This window comes from Pantoea agglomerans, from assembly GCF_021397715.1.
GTDB lineage: Bacteria > Pseudomonadota > Gammaproteobacteria > Enterobacterales > Enterobacteriaceae > Pantoea > Pantoea astica.
This window is the reverse complement of sequence record NZ_CP090209.1, coordinates 52,521-67,454: the sequence shown is the minus strand read 5'-3', so window position 1 is coordinate 67,454 and position 14,934 is coordinate 52,521. Positions and strand designations below refer to the sequence as shown.

The 14,934-nt window shown below is 57.6% G+C and carries 11 protein-coding genes and 1 pseudogene; 5 read left to right on the top strand and 7 right to left on the bottom strand.

The window, feature by feature from the left end; all coding sequences use genetic code 11:
- The first annotated feature begins 119 nt into the window (after window positions 1-119).
- Entirely contained in the window at window positions 120-365 is a 246-nt protein-coding gene (locus tag LZU96_RS22655; protein WP_233988860.1) for a hypothetical protein, read from the top strand.
- 4 nt (window positions 366-369) lie between these two features.
- On the opposite strand, the gene LZU96_RS22650 is transcribed toward LZU96_RS22655, so the two are convergent.
- Window positions 370-1,299: a GNAT family N-acetyltransferase gene (locus LZU96_RS22650; RefSeq protein WP_233988859.1), complete on the bottom strand. Its 930-nt coding sequence runs from the start codon at window positions 1,297-1,299 to the stop codon at window positions 370-372.
- A 54-nt stretch (window positions 1,300-1,353) separates the two neighbouring features.
- Window positions 1,354-1,899: pseudogene (locus tag LZU96_RS22645) on the bottom strand (GNAT family N-acetyltransferase).
- A 343-nt stretch (window positions 1,900-2,242) separates the two neighbouring features.
- On the opposite strand from LZU96_RS22645, the gene LZU96_RS22640 reads away from it, so the two are divergent.
- The 4 genes from LZU96_RS22640 (at window position 2,243) to LZU96_RS22625 (ending at window position 8,057) form a co-directional block, all read left to right on the top strand.
- Window positions 2,243-4,603 carry a glucose/quinate/shikimate family membrane-bound PQQ-dependent dehydrogenase gene (locus tag LZU96_RS22640; protein WP_233988858.1) on the top strand — a complete coding sequence of 787 codons (2,361 nt, stop codon included), beginning with the start codon at window positions 2,243-2,245 and terminating at the stop codon, window positions 4,601-4,603.
- Window positions 4,604-4,746: 143 nt separating this feature from the next.
- Window positions 4,747-5,319, top strand: coding sequence for a pyridoxamine 5'-phosphate oxidase family protein (locus LZU96_RS22635; RefSeq protein ID WP_233988857.1), 573 nt, complete (start codon window positions 4,747-4,749; stop codon window positions 5,317-5,319).
- A gap of 62 nt (window positions 5,320-5,381) precedes the next feature.
- On the top strand, window positions 5,382-6,311 hold the full coding sequence (locus tag LZU96_RS22630) for an alpha/beta fold hydrolase (RefSeq protein WP_233988856.1): 930 nt from the start codon (window positions 5,382-5,384) through the stop codon (window positions 6,309-6,311).
- 282 nt (window positions 6,312-6,593) lie between these two features.
- A complete protein-coding gene (locus LZU96_RS22625) occupies window positions 6,594-8,057 on the top strand; it encodes a YsnF/AvaK domain-containing protein (RefSeq protein WP_233988855.1) in 1,464 nt (487 codons plus the stop codon).
- Between the two features lie 61 nt (window positions 8,058-8,118).
- Here the strand turns inward: LZU96_RS22625 and LZU96_RS22620 are convergent, their stop codons facing one another.
- From LZU96_RS22620 to alsS, 5 genes are all read right to left on the bottom strand, one after another.
- Window positions 8,119-8,958: an MBL fold metallo-hydrolase gene (locus LZU96_RS22620; RefSeq protein ID WP_233988854.1), complete on the bottom strand. Its 840-nt coding sequence runs from the start codon at window positions 8,956-8,958 to the stop codon at window positions 8,119-8,121.
- Window positions 8,959-9,121: 163 nt separating this feature from the next.
- Entirely contained in the window at window positions 9,122-10,435 is a 1,314-nt protein-coding gene (locus LZU96_RS22615; protein ID WP_233988853.1) for a CitMHS family transporter, read from the bottom strand.
- A 354-nt stretch (window positions 10,436-10,789) separates the two neighbouring features.
- Window positions 10,790-12,241: a flagellin gene (locus tag LZU96_RS22610; protein ID WP_262287811.1), complete on the bottom strand. Its 1,452-nt coding sequence runs from the start codon at window positions 12,239-12,241 to the stop codon at window positions 10,790-10,792.
- A gap of 205 nt (window positions 12,242-12,446) precedes the next feature.
- Window positions 12,447-13,220 (bottom strand): (S)-acetoin forming diacetyl reductase, encoded by a 774-nt coding sequence (locus tag LZU96_RS22605; protein ID WP_233988925.1) that lies wholly within the window; start codon window positions 13,218-13,220, stop codon window positions 12,447-12,449.
- Window positions 13,221-13,243: 23 nt separating this feature from the next.
- Entirely contained in the window at window positions 13,244-14,923 is a 1,680-nt protein-coding gene (gene alsS, locus LZU96_RS22600) for an acetolactate synthase AlsS (protein ID WP_233988851.1), read from the bottom strand.
- Window positions 14,924-14,934 lie beyond the last annotated feature (11 nt).

Below are 14,934 nucleotides of genomic sequence, written 5' to 3'. Positions count from 1 at the left end.
GCATTTTCTGCGCCAGACACCGCGATCAGTCGCGCAGGAAAACCCCCTTCCGGCGAGCAGGATTATGTATAATGCCCGCTGCAAATAGGCATCTGTTTTAGCAGCAAATAGAGGTGGATATGTCTGCATCTGAAACTTCTACCGGTGGTAAAAGTGTGGTTGAGTTGGTGCTGAGTTTAGAGAGTCAGGTGGCAAGCTGCCCGACAGTAAACTGGCACAAAGGCCTGAAAGGCAAAACCAAAATAGCGCTGGAAAAAATTAATCGCGCATTCGACGCAAAGCGCATCAGCGCAGAAGAGAGTCTGAGCCTGAAACAGCGGGTCTACAGCGTTCAGGATAAATTAATCGAGCTGGCATTGTGGTAATTCGCTACTTTCCGTCCTCGTCAGACAGGATCTGCTGGCCCGCTTGTAAATCGTCAGGTGTGAAAAAGTGATATTTCAGCACGCAGCGTCGCTGTGCTTTTTCCGCACTTCTCAGTGACGGCGCATTGCCAGGCAGTATCGCACCTGACAGCAGCGCGGTGTCGCCGTAGCGGTGATAAAGCTGGCGCAGCAACAGCTGCTGAGCATGGGCTGCCAGCCCCTGGCCGCGATAGGCTGGCGAAATAACTTCATCCAGAATCTGAAACCCCTCAATAAAACCCACGCGGCGCTTCGCGCAAATAATCAGCCCCACCTGCACGCCCCGGTAGATAATCAGAAAGACGTTGCCCTGAGCAATATCCTCAGCCAGTTCCCGCTTATCCGTGGCCAGCAACTGATGTCTGATAGCGGGCAGGGCGCGCCAGCTGGCGCGATAGGCACGATTAATCATGGTGAGGCAGCGCGGATAATCCTTCCGCGTGGCAGGCAGCAGCGAAACATCAGGTCGGGTGATACCCGAAAGCGAATCCGGATGACTCAGGAAAATCAGCTGATCGGGTATACCAATCGTGAGGTGGTCGGCGGGCAGTAAAACCCGAAGATAATGCGGGTGCAGCGGCTGCCAGGCCTGCATGATGGCGCAGGCAATTTGATGATTTATCGGCCCGTCCAGCGCGACGATATCGATAAACGGCTGGTCCGGATCGCCGCCGAGATAGCGCGGTCCGGTGAGATAACGCTGACCGTCAATATGGAGTTCACGTTGCAGGAAATAGCGCTGTGGCAGTCCGGTTTCACGCCAGGGAAAGGCGGCAGAGAAACGGGCATCACGGCACCATGCCTGCTGCTGCGTCAGCCACTCAATCAGCCAGCCCCTGAGCCGGTGCGGTGAAACCGGCAGGCTCTGGTAGCGCGACACCATATAATCCAGCATACGAATCCCACCTTATTGCCTGCATCAGGTCCGGCACAGCGGAGAGCGAACGGCTCAGCGTCGGGTCTGGTACTCCTCTTTCAGCAGGCCAAACAGCCAGTCATCCTGCCATTTACCAGCCAGAAAAAAGTTCTGTCGTAAGGTTCCTTCCTGCTCGAAGCCGGCCTGGATGAGCGCCTTCCGTGAGGCGATATTGCCTGCGGTGACGGTTGCCACCAGCTTGCGGTAACCCTGCTGATCAAAGCAATACCGCATTACCGCGTCCAGCGATTCACGACCTTACCCTTTGCCGTGAAAGTCAGCGGCGAGAATAAAACCAAACTCCGCAATGCCGTTTCCCCGATCGATAAATCCGCTGAATCCAGTCGGCAAACCGGAGGTTTTTTCCTCCATCACCAGGCAAAGCCAGTGGTCACAGCCTTTATGCCAGGCGGGTAAGCGAACGTCAAACGAATGGGTTCTGATCTCTTCAGCAGAACGCGGGTCGGAGATGTATCTCATTACGGATTCATCCTGACTGACCGCCAGATAGAACGGCCAGTCCTGCCGATTCAACGGCCGGTAATTCAGCCGGGCGGACGTGATCTCATCAGGTTGCATCGTGCCACTCCTTGCAGGCTGATATCAGGGCGAAGGTGCCTGCCAGAAAGCTAACACAGCCGCCGGATAAGCGGGAGTCAAACTCGCCAGGCTGATGCGCTGTCAGGATATCACGCAGTGGTATCGTTTCCATTGTTGACGGCTTTCAGGCGTTATCCGTTTAAGAAATCAGCGTTTAAACTTTTTCAGTTGGCTGAATATAAAGTTAAGTCACTGATAATAAACTTTAATCAGGAGTTTTTTTACACTCTGCCACGAAAATACAATGTAAATGACATGTGATAGCGTTTACACTAGCGCTGAAGTTTCTTTACATTTCCTCTTTTTCACCAAGGTTAATGACATGTCACGGGTATCCCGAACACTCAATTTGTTAACGCTGCTGTTTTCAGTCGCCTGCTCTGCCTGGCTGCTGATCGGTGGCGTCTGGTTGCTATCGCTGGGCGGTAGCGCGTATTACCTGATCAGCGGCCTGGCGATGGCAGGCTTTAGCCTGCTGTTGTGGCGCAGAAAACGCAGCGCGCTCTATCTCTATGCCGCGATTCTGATCGCCAGTGCGCTGTGGGCGTGGCAGGAAGCGGGCAGCGACTACTGGACGCTGGTTCCGCGACTCGACGTCTGGGTGCTGCTGGGGATCTGGCTCATTTTGCCTTTCAGCTACCGCCAGTTTGGCCTGGCAGACAAAAAACCATTGGCGGCGATGCTGATTGCCTTACTGGCTAACGGGGCGCTGCTGGCAGGATCGTCATTGCACGATCCGCAGGAGATAAACGGTGAATTACCGCTGACCGATCGCGCACCCGCCGCCTCATCGGTGCCGGCGGAAGACTGGACCGCCTATGGCCGCACGCAGGAAGGTGTGCGTTACTCGCCGCTGAAGCAGATCAATGAGCATAACGTGCAGAACCTGCAGGTGGCCTGGCAATATCACACCGGCGATGTCAAAACCGCTAACGATCCGGGTGAAATTACCAATGAAGTGACGCCGCTGAAGGCGGGCAACATGCTTTATCTCTGCACGCCACACCAGATTCTGCTGGCGCTGGACGCGGTGAGCGGCAAAGAGAAATGGCGCTTTGATCCGAAGCTTAAATCCGATCCGTCATTCCAGCACATCACCTGTCGTGGCGTGTCCTACCACGAAATGCCGGCGGCACAGCAGAACAGCGGCTCACAGCCGGCTCACTGCGCGCGTCGTATCTTCCTGCCGGTGGATGATGGCCGTCTGATTGCACTGGATGCCGCCTCGGGTGAGCGTTGCGAGAACTTTGCCAGCCACGGCGAACTGAATCTGCAACATCAGCAGCCCAATGCCTATCCGGGCGGTTATGAGCCGACGTCACCGCCGATTGTCACCGACAAAGTGGTGATTGTGGCGGGCTCGGTCACCGATAATCTGTCAACCCGCGAGCCGTCTGGCGTGATCCGCGGTTTCGATATCGACAGCGGTAAGCTGGTGTGGGCGTTTGACCCGGGCGCGAAAGATCCCAATGCGCTGCCGGCAGAAGGGGAAACCTTCAGCGCCAACTCACCTAACTCCTGGGCACCGGCAGCGTATGACGCTCAGCGTGACATCATCTATCTGCCGATGGGCGTCTCGACGCCGGATATCTGGGGCGGTCATCGCACCCCGGAGCAGGAGCGTTATGCCAGCGGACTGCTGGCGCTGCACGCCTCCACCGGTAAGCTCGCCTGGTTCTATCAGACCGTGCATCACGATCTGTGGGACATGGATTTGCCATCCCAGCCGACCCTGGCGGACATCACGGATAACAGTGGCAAGCGCGTTCCGGTGGTCTATGTTCCGGCTAAAACCGGTAACATTTTTGTTCTGAATCGTGAAACCGGTCAGCCGGTGGTGCCTGCACCAGAAACCCCGGTACCGCAGGGACCGGCGAAAGGCGATCATCTCAACCCGACCCAGCCTTTCTCGCAACTCACTTTCCGGCCGAAGCAGAACCTGCAGGGCAAGGATATGTGGGGCGCAACGATGTTTGATCAGCTGGCGTGCCGCGTAATGTTCCATCGCCTGCGATATGAAGGACCGTTTACGCCGCCTTCAGAGCAGGGCACGCTGGTATTCCCGGGTGATTTCGGCATGTTCGAGTGGGGCGGGATTGCGGTTGATACCGACCGTCAGATCGCAATTGCGAATCCGATGGCGATGCCATTTATCTCCCGCCTGGTCCCGCGCGGACCGGGCAATCCGATTGAGCCTGGCGCGGCGGGCGCGGCAGGTTCCGGTTCCGAAGCCGGTGTTCAGCATATGTATGGCGTGCCGTATGGCGTTGAGCTGAATCCGTTCCTGTCGCCGTTGGGTCTGCCGTGCCTGCAGCCGTCGTGGGGCTTCGTCTCGGCGATCAATCTGCAGAATCATCAGATTGTCTGGAAGAAACGCATTGGTACGGTACGCGACAGTGCGCCGGTTCCGCTGCCGTTTAAAATGGGCGTGCCGATGCTAGGCGGTCCGGTAACGACTGCGGGCAATGTCTTCTTTGTTGCCGGTACGCTGGATAACTATCTGCGCGCCTACAGCGTGCGTGACGGTAAACTGCTGTGGCAGGCCCGACTGCCGGCGGGTGGTCAGGCGACGCCGATGACCTATGCGGTTAACGGTAAGCAATACGTGGTGATTATGGCGGGCGGACACGGCTCGTTTGGCACCAAAATGGGCGATACGCTGATCGCTTATGCGCTGCCGTAATCCCGGTTAATCTGTGACATCACGCCCCCGCCGGTCTGCCCGGTGGGGGCTTTTTTTTACTGAGATCGCGGGGCTGTCAGGCCAGGTCTCTGCTTCCTTGCTACGCTTGAGCCGCCCCCCTTGTGATTAAGAGAGCAAAACGCATGGATCTGAAACAGATTGACGCTGCGGCCTGGCGCACGCTGGGCGAGGCTGCTGGCGATCCCCAGGCGGAATTTCGCTATCTGACCCTCTGTACCGTTGATGCCGCCCGTCGGCCGCAGGCGCGCACGCTGGTGTTGCGTCAGGTCGATAGCGTCATGCGGACCCTGACCTTTCATACCGACGTACGCAGTCCTAAGTGGCAGGAGATGATGGCGAATCCGCAGGTAACGGTACTGGGATATGCCCGGCAGACCCGGCAGCAGTTGCGCCTGCAGGGACGGGTTGAACTCTATGCGCAGGAGAGCGATATCGCCCTTGCCGCGTGGTCGCGGTTATCGGCGCACACCCGCAAAACCTACCGCGGCGGGCCGCCCGGCGAAGAGACAGAGAGTGAGCCGCAGGCAGCTCCGCCCGCCACCACTGACGAAGCGGGCAGGCCGCATTTTGGCGTGGTGGTGATGCGCGTCAGCGAACTGGACTGGGTTCAGCTACAACGGGACAACAATCAGCGGGCGCTGCTGACCTATTCGACAGACGGCACATTAGCCAGTGGCCAGCGCATTGCACCCTGAGCGGCGGCGTCCGATCCCGGTCTACACTCACTGAACACGCTCTTTCAAACGACGAGGTCAAGGTGGGTTCAGTAAACAATCGGGGCCAGTCCCCTTTTATTGACGGTTTTCAGCTACAGGATGTCACGCTGGATAATGGCATAACGCTGCGGGTCGCCACGGGCGGCAGCGGGCCGGTGCTGGTGATGCTGCACGGCCATCCGCAGAATCACCTCTGCTGGCATAAGGTCGCGCCGGTGCTGGCACAGCATTACACCGTCGTTCTGCCCGATCTGCGCGGCTATGGCGACAGCGATAAACCGGCCAGCGATGCGCAGCACCGACCCTATTCGAAACGGGCGATGGCGCAGGATATCGCGCTGCTGATGACCACGCTGGGCCATCACTATTTTGCCTTTGTCGGACACGACCGTGGCGCCAGGGTAGGGCACCGGCTGGCGCTCGATTATCCGGATCGCGTCAGCGCCTGTACCTTTATCGATATTGCCCCCACAGCCACCATGTACCAGCGCACCGACCGCGAGTTCGCGACCCGTTATTTCTGGTGGTTTTTCCTGATCCAGCCTGCGCCGTTACCGGAAACGCTGATCGGATCAAACACCGAATTCTTTCTGCGGCAGCATATCCGGGCGCAGCTCAAGGTCGCCGATGCCACGCCCGAAGCGATCCTGAACGATTATCTGCGCTGTTATCAGCATCCCGCGATGGTACACGCGGTGTGTGAGGATTATCGCGCCAGCGCGACCATTGATTTAGACGATGATGCTGCCAGCGAAGGGCAACGGATACGCTGTCCGCTGCTGCTGTTATGGGGCGAGCAGGGTACGGTCGGCCAGCTTTACGATGTGCTGCAGACCTGGGCTGACAAAGCCACCCATGTGGAGGGACGGGCGCTACCCTGTGGTCATTCGCCGCAGGAAGAGGTGCCGTCCGCGTTCCTCTCTGAATTACAGCCTTTCCTGACCGCCGCCGGACAGCATCGACCGGCTTGAGCCACAGCCCTGGCAGCCGGGGTATCCCGTTAATAATGTCATATTCACTGCCAGCCGCTGCGCTGGCGATTTTTTATCTGCCGTATCGCTTACCGTATTTTAGCGCCACGTTATCCTCATATTTCCATCTTTTTACGCTATTTCCTATCTTTTAGCTTCGCTTGTGCCAGGCTTTAAATTCCCATGAAGCAGTCACTTATGCTGCAGCTCAGGGAAAGTAACCCTTATTTCTCTGCGCGCTTATTCCAGCAACACGTTCTCAGGACGACGGGCAGGTTAACCATGAACAATCGACCGCCTGAAAAACCGGGGGCAGGGGAAAACGATCAGCGACTCAGGCTGGCGGAAGAGAAACTTGAGGTCTCGAAGCAACAGGTCAGTGATGGTCATGTCAGGGTTACCCGGCGGGTAATCGAGCATGAAGAAAAAATTGCCCTGATGCTCAGGCAGCAGACCGCTGAAATAGAGCGAGTCCCTAAATCGGAACGGCTGACGACGATGCCGGAAATCCGCGAAGAAAACGGCGTGATCATTATTCCTGTGGTTGAAGAGGAAGTTGAGATTATCCGCCGGCTGGTGCTGAAAGAGGAGCTGCATATCCGCAAGGTGATCAGCCAGGTTCCGCTGGAACAGGTCGTCACCCTGAAAAAACAGCACGCTCAGATAGACAGACATCAGAACCCAAAACAGGCTGAATCCATCACCGAGGAGAAAACCATGGCGCGTGAAACAATCGTAACAATGTTCAGTAATGTCACACTGGCAGAAGGCGCAAAACGCAACCTGATTAAAGCGGGTTTCCTGGACGATGATATTGATATCCTTTCCGGAGAACGCCTGCGCACTGAAGGGCAGGAAGCGCGTCATCCGGGCTTCTGGCAGCGTCTGTTTGGCAATACGCTGGAAGAGGATCAGGCTGAAGTGTATGAAGACGCGATGCGGACCGGCGGTGTGGTGCTGACGCTTCGCGCGGATGAAGATCAGCTGCCGCGGGCGCTGGGCATTCTCGATGCACATGAAGAACTGACCGAACGCAGCGCCGCCTTGCCAGAGGACTATGCCGCCGATGATGGCCTGAGCAGTGCGCCTGGTGCATCACTGAATCAACCGGCGTCGGGCAGCGATCTCAGCGGCAATCAGCCATACAGCGCGAGCGTGCGTCCATCCCTGACCGGTGATGAAAGTGAAGAGGATGTGCTACGTCTGGCCGAAGAGCGGCTGGAAGTCGGTAAACGACTGGTCAGCGAAGGCTCCACCCGGGTGCGTCGCTACACGGTCACCGATCAGGTCTCTGAAAATGTGTCGTTGCGTGAGCAGCATGCGGAGATTTTCCGCCGTCCGCTGAGCGAAACCGGCGCACCGGAACAGGTCGACTGGTCGGAAAAAACCATTGAGGTTGAAGAGACTCACGAACAACCGGTGGTCAACAAGACGGCGCAAATCATTGAGGAAGTGGTACTGCGTAAAGAGCAGAGCGATCGGGTTGAAACCATCAACGATTCGGTACGTCGCCAGGAAGTGGATATTGACCGTGCCAGCACGGATAACGTCGCCAGTAACCGCAGTGCGACCGATCCGCTGCTCGACGCCACCCAGCAGGCCCGCACCGATCACGACAGCCCGGCAGTGACGCCGGGTGGGCTGTCCGGCCGCGATCCGGCGCATCACGAAGGTGTGATGGATAAAGCGGGCGATAAAATTGCTGAAGCCAAAGAGAAGGTTGAAGACAAATTTAAAAAGCCGTAAGCCGCAGCTTTACCCGGCTCGTCATACTGCCCGTATCCGCCGATACGGGCCTTTTTTATCCTCAGCGCAGCGGGGCGTTAACCCGCAACGCGTCCAGTTCGCGCGCATCGTGGCTGCAAAAAAAGGTAATTTCGCCGCCATGCTGGCAGGAAAGCTCACGCAGTCGCTGCTGATTGTGCCGCCGTGCCGCATTATCCATCGCCATCATCCACTGATAAAAGCGCAGCCCCGGCGTACAGTGCCGCGCTGGCTGACGCATCTCACCGCGATAGAACCAGGCATCACCGCCGTGCAGCAGCCAGCCATCGGGCTGCTGAATCGCGATACCGGCATGACCTGGCGTGTGTCCCGCCAGCGGCACCAGCAAAATCTCCGGCGGCAGATCACGCAATCCCTGCACCGCCTCAAAGCCAAACCACCTCTCTCCCTGCGGCTGATAGGTCTGCCAGTTGCTGACGCCGCCCCATTGTCCGGGACGGTAGCGTTCACGCGACAGCCAGCTATGACGCTGATGGGCAGTATCAACTTCCTGCTTTAGCAGATGAATGCGCGCCTGCGGGAAATCGGTTAAGCCACCCGCGTGGTCAAAATCGAGATGGGTCAGAATGATGTGACGCACATCCTCAGCCTGAAAACCCAGCGCGGTTATCTGGGCCAGCGCGGTCAGCTCATCGCGGCGCTGAATGTTGTTTAAGGCGCGGAAAAAGCCGGACAAGCGGCTGCCGGGCGCGCGCATATCCTGACGGCCAAACCCGGTATCAACCAGCACCAGCCCGTCGCGGTCGGTCTCAATCAGCAGACAGTGGCACACCAGCTGGGCGGTCAGGCCTTTGCTGAAGCCGTCATAGAGCGCGCCACCCAGCGGACACATACAGCCACAGTTGAGATGGTGAATTTTCATCAGGCCTCCATAGGGTTATTGCACAGGATAGGACGCGTCGCTGCCAGCCTGGCGAGTGGCGCGTCACTCTGGCTATAGAGTGTAGAAAGGGTTAGCGCAGTAGGCGGAGCGGTGCAGCGGATAACCGGGCAAAATTGCCGGTTATCCGCCAGAAAGCAGCGATTTAACGGTGGAACAGCGGGAATGCGCCGGTGAGCAGACCGCCAGCCATCAGCACCAGACTGATCAGAATCCCCCACTTAATCGCAAAGCGCTGATGATCGCCGATATCGACTTTTGCCAGCCCGACCAGCAGATAAACCGACGGCACCAGCGGACTGAGCAGGTGGAACGGCTGACCAACAATCGACGCGCGGGCGATCTCCTCGGCTGAGATACCGTAACTGGCGGCGGTCTGGGCGATAACCGGCAGAATGCCGAAGTAAAACGCATCATTGGACATAAAGAAGGTGAACGGCAAACTGACCAGCGCGGTGAACACCGCCAGATAAGGCCCGAAGCTGTGCGGGATCACCGCCAGCAGGCTCTTCGCCATCGCATCGACCATGCCGGTTCCGGAGAGAATACCGGTGAACACGCCGGCAGCAAAAATCAGCGAGGTCACGGCCAGCACGTTACCGGCATGGGCGCCAATGCGGGCTTTCTGCTCTTCCAGCGACGGATAGTTGAGCATCACCGCAACCGCAAAAGCCAGCATGAACAGGATCTGAATCGGCATCAGCCCAATCACCAGCAACACCAGCAGTAAGGTGGTCAGAATGAAGTTCGGCCAGAACATTTTCGGACGGCGATTGGCGGCGCACTCTTCAGCATCACCGAGTCCCAGTTCGATATTATCAAGGTGATGATCCTTCAGAGTCATCACGCCCAAACGCTTACGTTCACGCAGGCCAAACAGCACCGCCATCCCCACCAGGCTCATGCAGGCCATCAGCATGGCGGGCAGCATCGGAATGAAAATGTCCAGCGCATCAATGCGCAGCGCTGCTGCCGCACGTGCCGTCGGCCCGCCCCACGGCGAAAGGTTCATAATGCCGCTGGCCAGGTTAACCAGACAGGTCATGGCCAGCACGTTCATGCCAAGACGCTGATAAAGCGGTAAGAAGGCAGCGATAGCGATCATGTAGGTGGTGGAACTGTCGCCATCCAGTGAGACCAGCAGGGTCAGCACGGCGGTACCGACCAGCACCTTGAGCGGATCGCCGCGTACGATTTTCAGGATAAAGCGTACCAGCGGATCGAACAGGCCAGCATCAATCATCAGTCCGAAATAGAGAATAGAGAAGGTGAGCATGACGCCGGTCGGGGCCAGCGTTTTAACGCCGTCCAGCATCATGGCGCCCAGGCCCTGATAAAAGCCGCCAATCAGGGCAAACAGCGTCGGGATCAGGATCAGCGCAATCAAGGCTGACATGCGTTTGGTCATGATCAGATACATGAAGCAAACAACCATGGAAAAACCCAGTATGGTCAGCAAATTAAAGGCCCTCGTCATGGCGTTAAAGTTATGAAACGGTGAAATAGTGCGACAAAAATTTAAGGTATACTTAGCGCGGTAATGATTAACCTCTTGTTTTAATTAACACTGTCTGTAAAGACGATAATAATCACCCGTCAGGATTTAGCATTTATTTAACAAAAAAGAGTGATCCCGATCGTTTTTAAACGGCTGTTAAACGAAATTGTGTGATTGCGATCAACTGAGGCTGCCGGTTCACCCGGTTATCAGGGCCAGCAAAGGAAAGAGGTCGCGGAAGATGTCACTGCTAACGGAGAAGAGCTGTAGCCTGGCTGAGCCGGAAAGCTCAGCCAGAAAGGGAAGGATACGGGATTAACTGCCTAACAACTGCATGATTAATTCAGGCGTCTTATTCGCCATTTTCATCACGGCATTCTGGCCCTGTTGCAGTATCTGACTGCGCGCCAGCTGACTGGCTTCCTCTGCATAGTCCGCATCCTGAATGCGGCTGCGGGCGGACGCAGTATCCACGCCCTGCTGTGACAGCACCGCGCGGTTAGATTCGTAACGGTTAATCTTCGCACCATAGGTTGACTGATAGCGGCTGATTTTTTCCAGCGCGCTGTCGAGCGCCTTCATGGTGTTACTGATATCACCCTCAGTCAGAAGCGTGGTGTTATTCAGCCCCAGCGCTTTGGTATCTGACGGCGTGGCCGGAATATGATCTGACTGTATCGGCTGACCATAGTCGGCGCTGGTGATCACCTCTAACGGTTCGCTCTGATGTGGCGGCGTGGGCGGAATCGCTTTCGGCTCAGGCAGATTTCCCCAGGTCAGGTTACTGGTGAACGATCCATTACCCACCACCACCACGATCAAATCTTCGCTGACGGTATCGAGCGTAATGCGCTCCAGTCGGGTACCGGTGTTGGTGCCGTTGTTGAAGTCGCCACTGGCAACATCTTCATAGCGATCGCCGTCACCACTGTAGGTGATGTTCATCCCGTTGTAGCTGCCGCTGTTACTGCCTGCCAGCGACCAGCTCGCTCTGCCTTCCAGCAGCTGCGAACCGTCATAGGTTGCGCCACTGGCGAAGCCGTTGTTGCTGGTCAGCAGGCGAGACTGCGCGCTGGCGTCGTCGGTGATGCCTTTGCTCACCCAGGTATAATCGGGGGTGCTGCCGTCAATCGGGGTGCCGGCCAGGTGCTTACCGTCGCGGGTAAACAGCTGCAGGTCATCATCCTGACCCAGCGAGTCAATGGTGATGGTGATGGCGGTCGAGCCGGCCGGGATATAGGCCAGCGGGATCACCCCGGAGGTAAACGAATAGCTCTGGCCCGCTACCGGGAATCGGCTGCTGATCGGCTGGACGTTGCCGAGCAACGCCGGCGGCAGGTCCGGATCGTTGGTGGCTAACGGGTATTTACCGAAAATTTCGGTGTGACTGGCGATGTCGTTAATGCCAGCCAGAATCTGCTGGTATTCACTGTTAAGGGTCTGGCGATCCACCTCCGACAGGGTACCGGTGGCAGCCTGGACCGAGAGCGTTTTCGCCCGGACCAGCTGGTCGACGATGCTGCTAAGGCCACCGCCTGCCGTCTGGGCATAGCTGATCGCATCGTTCAGGCCGCGCGCGACCACATTATCGGCACCGATATTGGCCGTCATCCGGTTGGCAATCGCCTGGCCTGCTGCATCGTCTTTAGCACTGTTAATCCGCATCCCTGATGATAAGCGTTCAATCGTTCTTCCCAGAACTGTGTCAGTGCTGTACCGCATTTTGTTCGTTAATGCGGCGGTTTCGTTATGGTTGATCGTTAACATAGTCGCTTCGAACAGGGAGTAGGGTCTGTGTTTTATCGGCATGATGATTAGCAGCTTTAACCTGCGACGGCGCATATTCTGGCTGTTATAGCGGCCGTATGGGCAAGTGGCTGAAGGGAGTGGGGTTTTTTGATAAAAAATATTAACGATTCAGCGAGCAGCAATCCCTGCTGCGCGTGGCGCAGCAGGGAATGGGAAGGAGCAATCAGTTAAACACCATACCGCCATCAATCAGTAACGCCTGTCCGGTCATATAATCGGAGTCGGGTCCGGCAAGGTAGGCGACACAGGCTGCCACATCTTCCGGCTCGGAGAGGCGTCCAAGGGTGATGCGTTTGGCAAATTCCTCCGTGCCGTAACCGGCCGGTTTTCCGGCCGCTTCAGAGATCTGCCGGTCGATCTCTTCCCACATTGGCGTCCTGACAATGCCGGGGCAGAAAGCATTGACCGTGATACCGGCAGATGCCAGATCGCGCGCGGCGGTCTGGGTCAGGCCACGCACCGCAAACTTACTGGAGCTGTAGACGGCGAGGTCTGGGTTACCGACATGGCCGGCCTGTGAACAGGCGTTGATGATTTTGCCGCCGTGGCCTTCAGCAGCGAACGCCCTGATGGCGGCCTGCATACCCCAGATCACCCCTTTCACATTGACGTTGTAGACTTTATCTATCACCGCTTCGGTGATCTCGGCGATCGGCGTGGAGGGGGCGATGCCCGCATTATTGACGATAACATCGAAGCCGCCCAGCCTCTGGCGCGCCTCCTCAACGGCATGCATCACCTGATCACGCTGGGAGACATCGACTTTCAGCGCCAGCGCTTTGCCCCCAGGCTGAATGATCTTCTCTGCCACCTGGCGGGCCGTTTCAGGGTTGAAATCAGCCACGGCCACGGCAAAGCCGTCTCTGGCGAGACGCAGGGCGATCGCTTCACCAATTCCCTGTCCCGCACCGGTAACAAATGCCACTCTGGTTTTCATCATCATATCCTTTCAGGTTGAAATTAAAGAAGCTGGCTCAGATGCAGCTGGCCCATCAGCAGGTGGTTGTCCGCATAATCGACCGGTACCGCCACCACGGCAGGTCCCTGAACATCCATCGCCTTACGCAGGGTCGGTTCAAGTTCTGCCGCACTGTTGACCGCAAAACCGGCGGCACCAAACGCTTCGGCATAAACCTTGAAATCGACCGGGCCAAACTTCACGCCGGAGACACGCTGATATTTCTTCTCTTCCTGCATCGCCACCATGTTGTAGGCGTTGTCGACCCAGACGATGTGCAGAATATTGGCGTTCAGCCGTACCGCAGTTTCCAGCTCCATGCTGGATTGCAGGAAACCACCGTCGCCCGATACCGACACCACTTTGCGCTGCGGATCGACCAGCCAGGCACCAATCGCCCACGGCAGCGCCACGCCCATGGTCTGCTGACCGTTAGAGATCATGATCTGGCGGGCGCGGAAACTGTAGAGATAGCGGGCGATCCAGATGTGGAAGCTGCCCATATCGACGGTCAGGCTGACATCGCTGTTAATGATGTCCTGCATGGCGCGCACAATCCGTAACGGATGCAGCGCAAACTGATTGAGGCTGGCACCCTGCATCGCCAGGAGTTTGCGCTGCTGTTGCCGATCCTCCAGCACGCTGGCGGCTTCCGGGCTGAGCTGCAGCGGCGCGGTAATGCGGGTTGCCAGCTTGCGCAGCGTGGCGGCGATATCACCGACCAGCTCTGCGTCTGGCAAATAGCGGTTGTCGGTTTCGGCGGGCATCACGTCGATATGGATCAGCGTCGCGTTGCCGGTGTTCCACATTGCCGGTTCATACTCCACCGGGCTGTAACCGATGGTGATGATCAGATCGGCCTGTTGCAGCAGCCGGTCGCCGGCCTGGTTGTTGAACAATCCGACGCGTCCGGCAAAGCGGGAGAAATGTTCCTGCCTGACCGCGCCCGCCGCCTGATAGGTGCTGGTAACCGGAATATGCGTGCTGTTCAGCAGGTGGTGAATCGCTTCGCTGTTTTCTGGCTGGCTCGCCATCAGTCCCAGCAGGATCACCGGGTTTTTCGCCGCCGCTATCGCCTGACCGACCGCATCAATCATTGCATCGGGCGCGGCACCCAGAACCGGGCGGCCTTTGCTGCTCAGGGCCCGGCCTGTGACGGGCTGATCGACGATATCCTGCGGCAGGCTGATGAACGCACCGCCACCGCGACCGTGCTCGGCGTGGCGGAATGCATTCGACAGACATTCAGACAGCGCAGCCGGATCGGTCACCTCGACCGCATATTTGGTGACCGGACGAAACATGGAAACGGTATCCATGCTCTGGTGTACCTGCTTGGCGCTGTCAGAGCGCTTCACGGCACCGCCGATCGCCACCACCGGATCGCCTTCGCTGGTGGCGGTTGCCATCCCGGTGATCAGGTTGGAACAGCCGGGACCGGAGGTGACCAGCGCGACGCCCGCGTTGCCGGTCAGCCGGCCAACAGCCGCGGCCATAAAGGCGGCGTTCGCTTCGTGGCGCACCGGGATAGTCTGAATCGGGGAATCCAGCAGGGAGTCGAACACCTTGTCAATTTTTGCGCCGGGAATACCGAATACGTGGCTCACGCCCTGTGCTTCAAGTTGCGCGACCACCAGGTCGGCGCCGCAGGTCCAGAGCATGCTGTCGGTGGAGTTTTTCATCTTCATTCCTC